This is a genomic window from Actinocatenispora rupis, from assembly GCF_016861975.1.
GTDB lineage: Bacteria > Actinomycetota > Actinomycetes > Mycobacteriales > Micromonosporaceae > Actinocatenispora > Actinocatenispora rupis.
Window position 1 is genome coordinate 482,805 of sequence record NZ_BOMB01000001.1, and the last position, 12,722, is coordinate 495,526.

Consider the following 12,722-nt stretch of genomic DNA (forward strand, 5'->3'; position numbering starts at 1 on the left):
GTCGGTCAGCCGAGCCGCAGTGTGGCGCGGACCGGCAGGTGGTCGGAGACGGTCCCAGTGGCCGGCACGTCGGCCGACACCACCCGCCAGGCCGCATCCACCAGGACATAATCGATCCGCTCGTACGGCCCGGTCGAGTCGAACGTGTGCCCGTCGCCGGTCCCCGCCGCCACCCACACGTCGGTACGCCCCGCGGCCAGCACGGCGATCTCCGGCGTACCGGGGCGGGCGTTGAGGTCGCCGAGCAGTACGGTCGGCTCGGGGTGGGCGGCGAGCAGGTCACGGACCGCGGTGGCCTGCGCGAGGCGTACCTCGGGCTGCCAGGGGTCGAGGTGGGTGGTGGCCACCGTGACCGGCGTGCCGGCGAACTCGACGGTCGCCCACAGCAGTCCGAACCGCTCGCGCCGGCCCGACGGCAGCGCGTGGTAGCCGTGCGCCAGCACCGGCAACCGGCTCAACAGAGCCGATCCGTACTGCCGGCGCGGCGTGTCGGCGGACGGCGGGTCGAGGTCCAGGTCGGCGCCGAACAGGTCGCGCTGGCCGAGCCGGCGGCCCAGCCACGCCGGCTGGTCGACGTACCGGCTGCGCGCGTCGAAGTGCCGGTCGACCTCCTGCAACCCGGTCACGTCCGCGTCGGCCGCCGCCACCGCCTCCGCCGTACGCGCCAGGTCGAGCACGTCGTCGGTGCCCGCGCCGTGCCGGATGTTGAACGTCAGGACCCGCAACGTGTCGCTCATCGCGGCGCTCAGTTCGGCGCCAGGCCGGTCTCGACGGCGGCCATCTGGCCGGCGATCGCGCCCAGCGCACCGCCGCCGTCACCCAGCTCGCTGCCCACCACCGGTGGCGGATCCGGGAACGCCGGCAGCGTCAGCGCCGCGACGGCCTCCCGTACCGGGGCGAGGAGCGGCTCGCCGAGCGCGCTGACCGGGCCGCCGACGACGATCCGCTCCGGGTCGACCTCGGTCGCCAGACCCGCCAGTACCACTCCGAGCGTCCGGCCGGCCTCGGCGACGACGGCGCACACCGCCGGGTCGCCGTCGCGTACCAGCTGGACCAGACCGTCCACATCGGACACCTCGGTACCGCGGCGGCGGCACTCGCGGACCAGCGCGAGCCCGCCCACGTACGTCTCCAGGCAGCCGCGACCGCCGCAGTAGCACGGCGGGCCGTCCGGGTCGACCGTCACGTGCCCGACCTCGCCCGCGGCGCCCCGGGTACCGCGGACCAGCTGGCCGCCGAGGACCAGGCCGCCGCCGACGCCGTCGGAGAGCCGCACGTACAGGACGTCGCGGGCGCCGCGGGCGGCACCCCAGGTCGTCTCGGCCAGCGCGGCGAGCCGGGTGTTGTTGTCCACGCTCACCGGTACGCCGAAGCGTTCGTGGAAGGTCCGTACGAGTCCGCGCTGGGCGCGCGAACGGGCGGAGTCGCTGCCCTTCCGGTCGGTGTCGGTGACCTCGGCGGACACCGGCCCGGGCAGCCCGAGCCCGACCGTACGCAGCGGGGCGAGGCTGATGCCGGCGTCGTCGGCGAGCCGTTCGACCAGGCCGATGGCGACGTCGGCGCGGTCGGCCCAGCGGCTCGGCGCGGGCAGCGCGTGCCGCCCGGTGGCGACGACCTCGTGCGCGACGTTCGCGATGGCGACGCGGACCCGGTGCCGGCCCATGTCGATCCCGACGTACAGGCCGCCGCCGGGGTTGAGCGACAGCAGTCCGGCGGGCCGGCCGCGCTGCCCGGCGGCGCGGGTGGTGTTCTCCACGACGAGCTGGGACGCGAGCAGGTCCGCCACGATCGCGAACAGGGTCGTACGGGACAGGCCGGTGTAGGTGGCGAGTTCGGCGCGGCTGAGGGTGCCGTGCCGGGCGAGGGTGCCGAGCAGGATCTGCTCGTGGCTGCGGCGCAGCCGGTGCAGGGCGGCGGCCCGGTCGCCGCGGGCGGCCGGGGGTCCGTGCTCGGCGGTGGAGGACATGGCGGTCATTCTGACGGGTCGGCCGGCGCAGTAGAAGCGCCTTTACGGGGGATGACCATCGGATGCCACGGGAGTGACCGGGCAGTGCCGGACAATATTTTCCCGACTGTTGACAGAAACCCTCTGTGACGGCAGACTCAGCCGCACCGGTGAGCTGGTCATCCCAGCATCCGGCCCTACTGCCCCCCATGACGGCGCGGGTACCGCCGCGTCGACGGCCGGATCCGGTCACGGAGAGCAGCAGTGGCCGCGGACCTTCCGCGGCCTGCCCCTCCACTCCGACGGCGCCTCACGCCGGCGGTCCCATGTCAGCGAAGGGTTGGAACGAATGCGTCGTGTGCGCGTGCGTGCGCTCGGAGCGCTCGCCCTGGCCGGTGCCCTGGTCGCCGGTCTCGCCGGCTGCGGCGGCGGATCGGACAACGGCGAGGTCACTCTCACGTACGGCATCTGGGCCAAGGATGCCGGTACGCAGAACCTCATGAAGAGCCTCGGTGCCGAGTTCACCAAGACCCACCCCAACGTGCACGTCAAGGTGCAGTCCACGCCGTTCGCCCAGTACTTCACGAAGCTCCAGACCGCGGCGGGCGGCGGCTCGGCCCCCGACGTGTTCTGGATGAACGGCCCGAACTTCAAGCTGTACGCGTCCAACGGCATGCTCCAGCCGCTGTCGAGCGACACCATGAACCCGGGCAACTACCCGTCGACGCTGGTGAAGCTCTACACCTACAACGGCAAGCGGTACGGGGTGCCGAAGGACTTCGACACCATCGGCCTCTGGTACAACAAGAAGATGTTCGACGCGGCCGGCGTCAAGTACCCGGACGCGAAGTGGACCTGGTCGGACATGCAGGCCGCCGCGAAGAAGCTGACCAACAAGGCGAAGGGTCAGTACGGCATCGCCGCCGCGGAGAACGACCAGCAGAACTTCTACAACACGATCCTGCAGGCCGGCGGGAACGTCATCTCCGCCGACGGCAAGAAGTCCGGCTACGACGACCCGAAGTCCGTGCAGGGCATCAAGCTGTGGACCGACCTCATCAAGAACGGCTACTCGCCGACGTACAGCGAGATGTCGGACACCCAGCCGGTGCAGATGTTCCAGTCCGGCAAGGTCGCCATGTTCTACGACGGTTCCTGGGACGCGACCACGTTCAACCAGGCCGGGCTGAAGGACACGATCGACGTGGCGCCGCTGCCGGCCGGCCCGGCGGGCAAGGCGGTCGTACTGCACGGCCTCTCCAACGCCGTGTACGCCAAGGGCCAGCACACCAAGCAGGCCGAGGAGTTCGTGAAGTTCCTCGGTAGCAAGAAGGCGGCCGACATGACCGCCAAGGAGGGCTCGGTGCTGCCCGCGTACAACGGGACGCAGCAGCAGTGGGTCAAGTCGATGCCGCAGTGGAACCTGCAGGTGTTCATCGACCAGCTCGCGGTGACCAGGCCGTACCCGGTCAGCAAGAACACCGCCGCGTGGACCAAGTACCAGGACGAGATCCTGGGGCAGGCGTGGGACCAGAAGATCAGCGCGCAGCAGGCGTGCACCCAACTGGCCCAGAAGATGAACGAGGCGCTGGCCAAGGAGAAGTAGGTCCGTCCCCGCCGGGCGGTCCGGTCCGTGCCCCCCACGGACCGGGCCGTCCGGCGGCCGTACTCTGCGAGGAGCACGCATGGTCAGCCAGGTTCGTGGGATGCGGAAGCGGCGCGCCGGCGTCCGGTCCGCACCGGCCTACCGGGGCGACAAGCGGTGGGCGTACCTGCTGCTGTTGCCGTCGTTCGCCGGTCTCGTCCTGTTCTATCTCTGGCCCGCGGTCAAGACGCTCTACCTGAGCTTCACCAACGTCGGGCCGTTCGGCGGGTCGACGTGGACCGGCCTGTCCAACTACACCGCCCTGGTACACGACGACAAGTTCGTCCGGTCGATGGTCAACACAGTGCTGTACGCCGGGGTGGTGGTGGTCGTCGGCATCCCGCTCGCGATCGCGATCGCCGCCCTGCTCAACACGTCCGGCCTGCGCGGCAAGACCTTCTACCGCACCCTGTACTTCCTGCCCGTGGTGACGATGCCGGCCGCGGTCGGCATGGTCTGGCAGTGGCTGTACAACGGCGACTACGGCCTCATCAACTACCTGCTGTCGGTGGTGGGGATCGGCGGGCCGCGGTGGCTGACGACCGCCCCGCTGGCGCTGTTCGCGATCGCCGTGGTCGGCATCTGGATGGGCCTCGGCAACAACATCATCATCCTGCTCGCCGGACTCCAGGGCATCCCGAAGGAGCTGTACGAAGCGGCCGACGTGGACGGCGCCAGCCGGTTCACGCAGTTCCGGAAGATCACCGTGCCGATGCTGTCGCCGAGCATCTTCTTCGTGACGGTGCTGTCGGTCATCAACACGTTGCAGGTGTTCGACCTGCTGTTCCTGATGATGAGCAAGACGAACCCGGCGCTGCCCGAGACCGAGACGATCGTCTACCTGTTCTACGAGCGGGCGTTCGTGGACAACCAGCGGGGCGCCGCCGCGGCCGTGTCGTTCGTGCTGTTCGTCCTCATGCTGATCATCACCGCGGTCCAGTTCCGGCTGCAGAGGAAGTGGGTGCACTATGCCTGACTCGACCGCCGTCGCCGAGGCGCCCGCCGTCACCCGCCCCGGCGCCGCACCCGCCGCCCGGCGTACCCGGAAGCCCGGGCACCTGCCGGTCCACCTGATCCTGCTGATCGGCGCGCTGCTGATGGTGCTGCCGTTCGTGTGGGAGCTGGTCACCTCGCTCAAGACGTACCACGAGGCGATCAGCGTGCCGCCGACGTTGTGGCCGCACGAGTTCGCCTGGTCGAACTACTCGAAGGTGCTCGGCCAGATCCCGTTCGGCAGCATGTTCCTCAACTCGGTCCTGCTCACCCTCGGCCGTACCGCCGGGCAGCTCGTCACCTGCTCGCTCGCCGGGTACGTGTTCGCCCGGCTGCGGTTCCCCGGCCGCGGCATCCTGTTCGCCGCGTACCTGTCGGTGCTGATGATCCCGGGGCAGCTGCTGCTGATCCCGCAGTACGACATCATGCAGGGGCTGCACTGGCTCAACAGCATCCAGGCGGTCGTCGTACCGGGGATGTTCTCGGCGTTCGGCACGTTCCTGCTGCGGCAGTTCTTCCTGTCGATGCCGGACGAGATCGAGGAGGCGGCGCGGCTCGACGGCGCCGGCCCGGTCCGCGTCTTCTGGAACGTGATGCTCCCGCTCGCCCGGCCCGGCCTGGTCGCCCTCGGCCTGATCACCATGCTGTGGTCGTGGAACGACCTGCTCTGGCCGCTGATCGTCAACACCGACACCGACAAGATGCCGCTGTCCGCCGGCCTCGCCACCCTGCAGGGCCAGTACTCGACGGACTTCGGGGTGCTGATGGCCGGCGCGCTGATGGCGTCCGCGCCGATGATCATCGCGTTCGTGTTCCTGCAGCGGCACTTCATCAAGGGCATCGCGCTGTCCGCCGGAAAGGGCTGAGCTGACCATGTCCACTTCGGAGTCCACATCGGACCTTCGGATCGGGATCCTCGGGCTCGGCGGCCGCGCCAGCCTGTTCGACCTGGCGCACCGGCCGGGGGAGGGCTCGCGGATCACCGCGGTCTGCGACCTCTTGCCGGCCAAGCGGGACGAGGCGGTACGCCGCTTCGGCCCGGACACGTACGTCACGGCCGACCTGGCGGACCTGCTCGCCCAGCCGATCGACGCCGTCGGCATCTTCACCGAGGACCACCGGCACGAGGAGCAGGCGATCGCGTGCCTGCGCGCGGGCGTACCGACGTTCGTGGAGAAGCCGCTGGCTATCACCATCGCCGGCGCCGACGCCGTACTGGCCGCCGCGGCCGACACCGGCACCCCGCTGTACGTGGGGCACAACATGCGGCACATGCCGGTCGTCACCACGATGAAGAAGCTCATCGACGACGGCGAGATCGGTACGGTCAAGGCGGTCTGGTGCCGGCACTTCGTCGGGCACGGCGGCGACTTCTACTTCGCCGACTGGCACGCGCTGCGCGCCAACACGACCGGTCTGCTGCTGCAGAAGGGCGTGCACGACATCGACGTGATCCACCACCTCGCCGGCGCGCCGACCCGGCGTACCAACGCGGTCGGTGGGCTCACCGTCTACGACCAGGTCGCCGACCGGCACGACGGCACCGGGTTCACCGACGCCGACCGGAAGCGGCGGCGCGACACGTGGCCGCCGCTCGCCCAGACCGAACTGCACCCCGACCTCGACGTCGAGGACATCAGCCAGGTCAACCTCGTCCTCGCCAACGGCGTGTACGCCAGCTACCAGCAGTGCCACTACACCCCGGACTACTGGCGCAACTACACCGTCATCGGTACCGAGGGGCGGTTGGAGAACTTCGGCGACGAGGCCGACGCGGTCGTCAAGGTGTGGCGGCGCCGCGGCAACTACCTGGCCGAGCCCGACATGCTGGTACGCCCGCCGCAGACGGACGGCACGCACGGTGGCGCCGACCCGGCCCTGGTCGCCGAGTTCCTCGACCTGGTACGCGACGGGCGCCGGCCCGGCATCTCCCCGGTCGCGGCCCGCGACGCGGTCGCCGCCGGCTGCGCCGCCACCGAGTCCCTCCGGTCCGGCGGAGTGCCCGTCGACATCGCCCCGGTCGCGCCGGAGGTCGCCGCACACTTCGCCTGATCAGCCCGTTTCCCGGTACTGCACCGGCACCCGGTGGTACGAAAGGCTCATGCGACCACCGTGGAGGCTCGCCCACTGGCCCGCCCGGCTGGCGACCGGGGCGTACATCCTGAACTCGGGGCTGTCCAAGCGCAAGGCCGACGAGGAGACGACGGCCGGGCTGCACGGCATGGCGGCGGGGGCGTACCCGTTCCTGAAGGACGTGCCCCCGGACCGGTTCCTGCGGCTGCTGTCGGCGGGGGAGATCGCCGTCGGCGCGACGTTGCTGCTGCCCGTCGTACCGACCGCGCTCGCCGGGTTGGCGCTGCTCGGCTTCGGCGGCGGCCTTGCCGGGGTGTACCTGCGTACGCCGGGGATGCACGAGGAGGGCAGCCTGCGCCCCACCCGGGCCGGTACGCCGCTGGCGAAGGACTTCTGGCTGGTCGGCATGGGCGCGACCCTCCTGATCGACGCACTCGTCCAGCGCCGGCACCGCCGGGCGTGACCCGGGCGGAGTCGTGGCCCGTACCGGCCGCCAGATCCGCCCGCCACGTCCGCCCGCCGGTCAGTGGGATCGGCCGTGCAGGACCAGGGCGCGGCCCAGGCAGAGCAGCGACGCGGCCGAGGCGAGCGTGCGCACCACGTTCCACGCCAGCCACGGGGTCTGGAACCGCGCGACCGCGGCCTCCGCATGCCCGGTACCGGCGGCGGCGAGCTGCTCGTTCAGCGGGATGTCGCCGACGATCGTCGCGCCGAACCCGACCACGTACAGACCGAGCGCGACCAGGACGAAGAGGGCGGCGCCACGGTTGCCCCGGCGCCACTGCTGCGCCGCCGCGACCGCCATGACCACCAGCGCGCCGAAGAACGCCGCGAAGAACACCGGGTTCTCGATCGACTCGTTGATCCGGTCCATCGCCTCCGCGTACGTCCCGGCCGGAGTACGCGCCAGGCCGGGGATGACCGCCACCTGGAACGCGAAGTACACCCCGGCGACGAGTCCGACGCTCACCAGCGACAGCAGCAGCATCGTCACCCCCGACGTCGCGTACCGCCGCCCCGGCCCGGCGTTCCCCGGCGTACCGGCGGGCGGAAACGGTGCGGCGCCGGCGTTCCACCGCGGCGGACCCGGCTCGCCGGAACCCTGCGGCGCGGCGGAACCGTGCCGCGCGGCCGATTCGTGCGGTGCGGCGGGAGCATGCGGCGTGGCGGAACGGTGCGGTGTGGCGGATGTCGTCATGTCCTGATTCCACCGTGCGACGCGTCGCGCGGCCATGGTCACGACGCTCGGCGGGCATGCGCGGGCGTCTAGAGTTGCGCGGGTGGATCCGCTCGATGCGCTGCTCACCGGGCCGCGGGCGCACGGCGCCTTCCTGCTGCGCAGTTCGCTGGCGCCGCCGTGGGCGATCCGGGTGCGGGACGAGGCGCCGCTGACGCTCGTCGCCGTCGCCGCCGGGCAGGCCTGGATCCTGCCCGCCAGCGGCGATCCGGTACGGCTGGGCGACGGCGACGTCGCCGTGCTGCGCGGGCCCGACGAGTACACGGTGGCGGACGAACCGGACACCGCGCCGCGCGCGATCATCCACCCCGGTCAGCGCTGCACCGCGCCGGACGGCACCACGCCGTACCCGATGACCGGTGCGCGCAGCTGGGGCAACACCCCGGACGGCGGTTGCGTGCTCGTCACCGGGACGTACCAGGTGCTCAGCGAGGTGTGCGCGCCGCTGTTGGCCGCGCTCCCGCCGCTGGTGCGGGTGCCCGGCGCGACCTCGCCGCTGGTGCCGTTGCTGGCCGCCGAGGTGGTCCGCGACGCGCCCGGTCAGGAGGCCGTACTGGACCGGCTGCTGGACCTGCTGCTGGTGGGCACGCTGCGGGAGTACCTGTCGCGGCCGGAGCACGAGCCGCCGCCGTGGTTCCGGGCGCAGGCCGATCCCGTGGTGGGGCCGGTACTGCGGCTGCTGCACGACGACCCGGCGCAGCCGTGGACCGTGGCCGGGCTCGCCGCCGAGGTGCACGTGTCGCGGGCTGCGCTGGCCCGGCGGTTCACCGACCTGATCGGCCAGCCGCCGATGAGCTACCTGACGGAGTGGCGGCTCGGGCTGGCCGCCGACCTGCTCCGCGAGCCGGACGCCACGGTCGCCGAGGTCGCCGCCCGCGTCGGCTACTCGACGGCGTTCGCGCTGTCCGCCGCGTTCAAGCGGGTGCGCGGGATCAGCCCGCGGGAGTACCGGGAGCGCGCCGCGGCGGACCGCCCGCCGCTGGCGAGTACCGGCTGGCGCCGACTCCCCGCCTGACGGTTTCCGTTGCGGCACAACGGATCCCCGGTACCGTGCGGCACCGGGGATCCGTGGTGCGGGTCAGGCCGCGGCGCTGACCTGCGCCGGCTCCGACAGGGCGTGCCGGAGCACGTCGTCGACGGTGTCGGCGAGGTGGATGGTCAGCGCGCCGCGGACCGCGTCCGGTACCTCGTCGAGGTCCGGTTCGTTGCGGCGCGGCAGGACGACCTCGGTCAGGCCGGCCCGGTGCGCGGCGAGCAGCTTCTGCTTGACGCCGCCGATCGGCAGGACCCGCCCGGTCAGCGAGATCTCACCGGTCATGCCGACCTCGGCGCGGACCGGACGCCCGGACAGCAGGGACGCCAGCGCCGTGGTCATGGTGACCCCGGCCGACGGCCCGTCCTTCGGTACCGCCCCCGCCGGTACGTGCACGTGCACGCGGTGGTCGGCGAGCGGTTCGGTCGGTACGCCGAGCGCGGACGCGTTGGCCCGCAGGTACGAGAGGGCGATCTGGGCGGACTCCTTCATCACGTCGCCGAGCTGCCCGGTGAGGGTCAGTCCCGGCTCGCCGTCGAGCAGCGCGGCCTCCACGAACAGCACCTCGCCGCCGGCGCCGGTGACCGCGAGCCCGGTCGCCACCCCCGGCACCGCCGTACGGTCCGCCGCCTCCGGCGTGAACCGCGGCCGCCCCAGGTACTCCCGCAGCTCGTCCAGGCCGATCGTCACGGCGTCGGCGTCGGACGAGGTGGTGAGCTTCGTGGTGACCTTGCGCAGCGCCCGCGCCAGCAACCGGTCGAGCTGCCGCACCCCCGGCTCCCGCGTGTACTCGCCGGCGATCCGGCGCAGCGCGTCGTCGGTGATGCGTACCTCGTCGGCGGTCAGCGCGGCGCGGTCGAGCTGCCGGGGCAGCAGGTGGTCGCGGGCGATCGTGACCTTCTCGTCCTCGGTGTACCCGTCGAGCCGGATGAGTTCCATCCGGTCCAGCAGCGCGTCCGGGATCTGCTCGGCCACGTTCGCCGTCGCCAGGAACAGCACGTCGGACAGGTCGAGCTCGACCTCCAGGTAGTGGTCGGTGAACGTGTGGTTCTGCGCCGGGTCCAGCACCTCCAGCAGCGCCGCGGCCGGGTCGCCGCGGTAGTCGGCGCCGACCTTGTCCACCTCGTCCAGCAGGACGACCGGGTTCATCGAGCCGGCCTCGGCGATCGCGCGGACGATCCGCCCGGGCAGCGCCCCGACGTACGTGCGGCGGTGGCCGCGGATCTCGGCCTCGTCCCGTACGCCGCCCAGCGACACCCGGACGAATTTGCGGCCCAGCGCGCGCGCCACGGACTCGCCCAGCGACGTCTTGCCGACGCCGGGCGGGCCGACGAGCGCGAGTACCGCACCGGAGCCGCGGCCGCCGACGACGGACAGGCCGCGCTCGGCCCGCCGGGCCCGGACCGCCAGGTACTCGACGATCCGGTCCTTGACGTCGTCGAGCCCGGCGTGGTCGGTGTCGAGCACCTCCCGGGCCGCCGGTACGTCGGTCGAGTCGGTGGTACGCGTCGTCCACGGCAGTTCCAGGACGGTGTCCAGCCAGGTACGGATCCAGCCGGCCTCGGGGGACTGGTCGGAGGCGCGCTCCAGCTTGCCGACCTCGCGCAGCGCGGCGGTCTTCACCTTCTCCGGCAGGTCGGCGGCCTCGACCTGGGACCGGTAGTCGTCGGCGCCGTCCGGCTCGTTCTCGCCGAGTTCCTTGCGGATCGCGGCGAGCTGCTGGCGCAGCAGGAACTCCCGCTGCGTCTTGTCCATGTTCTGCTGGACGTCGTCGCGGATCTTCTCCGCCACCTCGGACTCGGCGAGGTGCTGCTTCGCCCAGTCGAGCAGCAGTTCCAGCCGGTCGGCCGGGTCGACGGTCTCCAGCAGCCGCAGCTTCTGCTCGGTGTCCAGCCAGGACGTGTACCCGGCGGTGTCGGCCAGCTCGCCCGGGTCGGTCAGCGCGCCGATCCGGTCGATGACCTCCCACGCGCCGCGCTGCTGCAGGATCGACGTCAACACCGACTTGTACTCGGTCGCCAGGTCGTTCGTACGCCCGGTCGCCGGCGGGTCGGCGATCTTGTCCGCCTGTACCCAGAGGGCGGCGCCGGGTCCGTTGACGCCGGTGCCGATGCGGGCACGGGAGACGGCGCGGACGACCACGGCGGGTTCGCCGTCGGGCATCCGGCCGACCTTGACGATCTGGGCGACCACGCCGACGGCGGCGTAGTGCCCGTCGATGCGGGGGACGAGCAACAGTCCGGGTGTCGCCGGGGCGTGCGTCGCCGTACGGGCGGCGTCCACCGCGGCCTGCCGCTCCGAGTCCAGCGTCACCGGTACCACCATGCCGGGCAGGACCACGGTGTCGGACAGCGGAAGGACGGGCAGCTCGTAATCAGCCATGAGTGGGGCTCCATTCCTCGTACTCGCCCCGCTCAACCTTGAGCCGACCCGACTCATTCCCCGGATGGTTTCACCGTCAGCGAACAACCGCGAACGGGGACATAACGCCGGCGCTCACCCGGCCAGTCCGACGAGCAGCTCCGCCAGCTCACCCGGCCGTACGAGCGGGCCGACGTGGCTGGCGTCCAGCGACCGCACCGCGAACGGGCGCCCCGGTACGGCCCGGTCCGCCTCGGCGATGAACCGGTCCTGCAGCTCGACCGGCAGCGAACGGTCCGCGGTGAACCGCACGTACGTCCGGGCGACGGTGCCCCACGTTGCCGGGTCGGCCCGGTCCGCCATCCCGCCGCCGTCCAGGTTCTCGTCGGGCTCCAATGTGTTCAGGAACGCCAGCATCTCCGCCTCGGTACCGTCCGCCAGCAGCGCCTCGTGCAGCGCGGCCAGTACCGCGGGATCGCCGGTGCGGTAGTTGAACCGGAGCGCGCCCAGCTCGGCCGGGTTGCCGACCGCGGCGCCGATCGTCCGGTCCAGCACGCTGCCCGCGTTCTCCGCCGACGCGTGGTACTCGGCGGGCGTGGTGTCCACGCAGCACCAGGCCGACGCGTACACGAGGTGGTGGAGCAGGTCGGGGACGCGGTTCGCGACGCCGGTGGCGGTGAGGCCACCGCGGCTGTGCGCGACCAGTACGACCGGCCCGTGCGCCGCGGCCCGGCGTACCACGTCGACGGTGGCCTCGACCGTGTCGGCGAGCGTCACGCCGGCCTGCGCCGACGGCGCCGTCGCCCAGGCCGCGAGATCCTGCGGCGCCTGGTACGCGGCGGAGTAGCCGGCGGCGTAGCCGTGACCGGGCAGGTCGACGGCGAGCGCGCGGTGCCCGTGGAGGGCCACCTCGCGGACGAGCGGGCCGAACATGAACGAGTTGCTGAACGAACCGGGCACGAACACGTACGTGGTGATCATGGCCGGAGTATGCGGGCCGGCGCGCACCGGACGGAAATCGGTGCGCGCCGGTGGTGACGCGGAACTCCTGCTCAGGCCTCCTGCGCGCCGCTGCCGGCCTGGCTGGCGACGGAGGCGCGGACCTCGTCCATGTCCAGCTTGCGTACCTGGTCGATCAGGTCGGTCAGGGTCGACTCGGGCAGCGCGCCCGGCTGCGAGAACACCACGATGTTGTCGCGGACGATCATCAGCGTCGGGATCGACCGGATGTCGAACGCCGCGGCCAGCTCCTGCTGCGCCTCGGTGTCCACCTTGCCGAACACCAGGTCGCCGTTGTCCTCGGACGCCTTCTCGTACACCGGGGCGAACATCTTGCACGGTCCGCACCAGCTCGCCCAGAAATCGACCAGCACGGTGCCGTTGTTCGCCAGCGTGTCGGTGAAGTTGTCCTTGGTCAGTTCGACGGTCGCCACTG

The 12,722-nt window shown here is 71.9% G+C and carries 12 protein-coding genes; 6 read left to right on the forward strand and 6 right to left on the reverse strand.

The genetic code is table 11. The annotated features are described in order from the left end of the window. Positions 1-5: 5 nt before the first annotated feature. Together Aru02nite_RS02170 and Aru02nite_RS02175 are read right to left on the reverse strand one after the other, a co-directional pair. Positions 6-737, reverse strand: coding sequence for an endonuclease/exonuclease/phosphatase family protein (locus Aru02nite_RS02170; protein WP_203654396.1), 732 nt, complete (start codon positions 735-737; stop codon positions 6-8). 8 nt (positions 738-745) lie between these two features. Then, positions 746-1,966, reverse strand: coding sequence for an ROK family transcriptional regulator (locus tag Aru02nite_RS02175; protein ID WP_203654397.1), 1,221 nt, complete (start codon positions 1,964-1,966; stop codon positions 746-748). 343 nt (positions 1,967-2,309) lie between these two features. On the opposite strand from Aru02nite_RS02175, the gene Aru02nite_RS02180 reads away from it, so the two are divergent. The 5 genes from Aru02nite_RS02180 to Aru02nite_RS02200 all read left to right on the forward strand — a co-directional run bounded on the left by Aru02nite_RS02180 (position 2,310) and on the right by Aru02nite_RS02200 (position 7,119). Then, positions 2,310-3,551, forward strand: coding sequence for an ABC transporter substrate-binding protein (locus Aru02nite_RS02180; protein ID WP_239076303.1), 1,242 nt, complete (start codon positions 2,310-2,312; stop codon positions 3,549-3,551). Between the two features lie 79 nt (positions 3,552-3,630). Further along, the gene (locus Aru02nite_RS02185) at positions 3,631-4,566 is read left to right on the forward strand and encodes a carbohydrate ABC transporter permease (RefSeq protein WP_239076305.1); all 936 of its coding nucleotides are present in this window, start codon (positions 3,631-3,633) and stop codon (positions 4,564-4,566) included. Continuing rightward, on the forward strand, positions 4,559-5,449 hold the full coding sequence (locus Aru02nite_RS02190) for a carbohydrate ABC transporter permease (protein ID WP_203654399.1): 891 nt from the start codon (positions 4,559-4,561) through the stop codon (positions 5,447-5,449). The genes Aru02nite_RS02185 and Aru02nite_RS02190 overlap by 8 nt, the downstream gene beginning before the upstream one ends. Positions 5,450-5,456: 7 nt before the next feature. Continuing rightward, positions 5,457-6,635: a Gfo/Idh/MocA family protein gene (locus Aru02nite_RS02195; RefSeq protein WP_203654401.1), complete on the forward strand. Its 1,179-nt coding sequence runs from the start codon at positions 5,457-5,459 to the stop codon at positions 6,633-6,635. A 49-nt stretch (positions 6,636-6,684) separates the two neighbouring features. Continuing rightward, positions 6,685-7,119, forward strand: a complete 435-nt coding sequence (locus Aru02nite_RS02200) for a hypothetical protein (protein ID WP_203654403.1) — start codon at positions 6,685-6,687, stop codon at positions 7,117-7,119. Positions 7,120-7,179: 60 nt separating this feature from the next. Here the strand turns inward: Aru02nite_RS02200 and Aru02nite_RS02205 are convergent, their stop codons facing one another. Then, complete coding sequence (locus Aru02nite_RS02205; protein ID WP_203654405.1) at positions 7,180-7,854, reverse strand: anthrone oxygenase family protein; 675 nt, start codon at positions 7,852-7,854, stop codon at positions 7,180-7,182. Between the two features lie 82 nt (positions 7,855-7,936). Here Aru02nite_RS02205 and Aru02nite_RS02210 point away from each other — a divergent pair, with 82 nt between their 5' ends. Next, positions 7,937-8,908 carry an AraC family transcriptional regulator gene (locus Aru02nite_RS02210; RefSeq protein WP_239076307.1) on the forward strand — a complete coding sequence of 324 codons (972 nt, stop codon included), beginning with the start codon at positions 7,937-7,939 and terminating at the stop codon, positions 8,906-8,908. 63 nt (positions 8,909-8,971) lie between these two features. Here Aru02nite_RS02210 and lon read toward each other — a convergent pair whose 3' ends face one another. The 3 genes from lon to trxA form a co-directional block, all read right to left on the reverse strand. Continuing rightward, positions 8,972-11,308 (reverse strand): endopeptidase La, encoded by a 2,337-nt coding sequence (lon, locus tag Aru02nite_RS02215; RefSeq protein WP_203654409.1) that lies wholly within the window; start codon positions 11,306-11,308, stop codon positions 8,972-8,974. A 114-nt stretch (positions 11,309-11,422) separates the two neighbouring features. Further along, positions 11,423-12,268, reverse strand: coding sequence for an alpha/beta hydrolase (locus Aru02nite_RS02220; RefSeq protein WP_203654411.1), 846 nt, complete (start codon positions 12,266-12,268; stop codon positions 11,423-11,425). Between the two features lie 71 nt (positions 12,269-12,339). Next, positions 12,340-12,720, reverse strand: coding sequence for a thioredoxin (gene trxA, locus Aru02nite_RS02225; RefSeq protein WP_203654413.1), 381 nt, complete (start codon positions 12,718-12,720; stop codon positions 12,340-12,342). Positions 12,721-12,722 lie beyond the last annotated feature (2 nt).

What these genes read in the sequence shown, in the direction of transcription:
- Aru02nite_RS02170 (WP_203654396.1), bottom strand. Translation starts at nt 737, where the DNA reads ATGAGCGACACGTTGCGGGTCCTGACGTTCAACATCCGGCACGGCGCG.
- Aru02nite_RS02175 (WP_203654397.1), bottom strand. Translation starts at nt 1,966, where the DNA reads ATGTCCTCCACCGCCGAGCACGGACCCCCGGCCGCCCGCGGCGACCGG.
- Aru02nite_RS02185 (WP_239076305.1), top strand. Translation starts at nt 3,631, where the DNA reads ATGGTCAGCCAGGTTCGTGGGATGCGGAAGCGGCGCGCCGGCGTCCGG.
- Aru02nite_RS02190 (WP_203654399.1), top strand. Translation starts at nt 4,559, where the DNA reads ATGCCTGACTCGACCGCCGTCGCCGAGGCGCCCGCCGTCACCCGCCCC.
- Aru02nite_RS02195 (WP_203654401.1), top strand. Translation starts at nt 5,457, where the DNA reads ATGTCCACTTCGGAGTCCACATCGGACCTTCGGATCGGGATCCTCGGG.
- Aru02nite_RS02200 (WP_203654403.1), top strand. Translation starts at nt 6,685, where the DNA reads ATGCGACCACCGTGGAGGCTCGCCCACTGGCCCGCCCGGCTGGCGACC.
- Aru02nite_RS02205 (WP_203654405.1), bottom strand. Translation starts at nt 7,854, where the DNA reads ATGACGACATCCGCCACACCGCACCGTTCCGCCACGCCGCATGCTCCC.
- lon (WP_203654409.1), bottom strand. Translation starts at nt 11,308, where the DNA reads ATGGCTGATTACGAGCTGCCCGTCCTTCCGCTGTCCGACACCGTGGTC.
- Aru02nite_RS02220 (WP_203654411.1), bottom strand. Translation starts at nt 12,268, where the DNA reads ATGATCACCACGTACGTGTTCGTGCCCGGTTCGTTCAGCAACTCGTTC.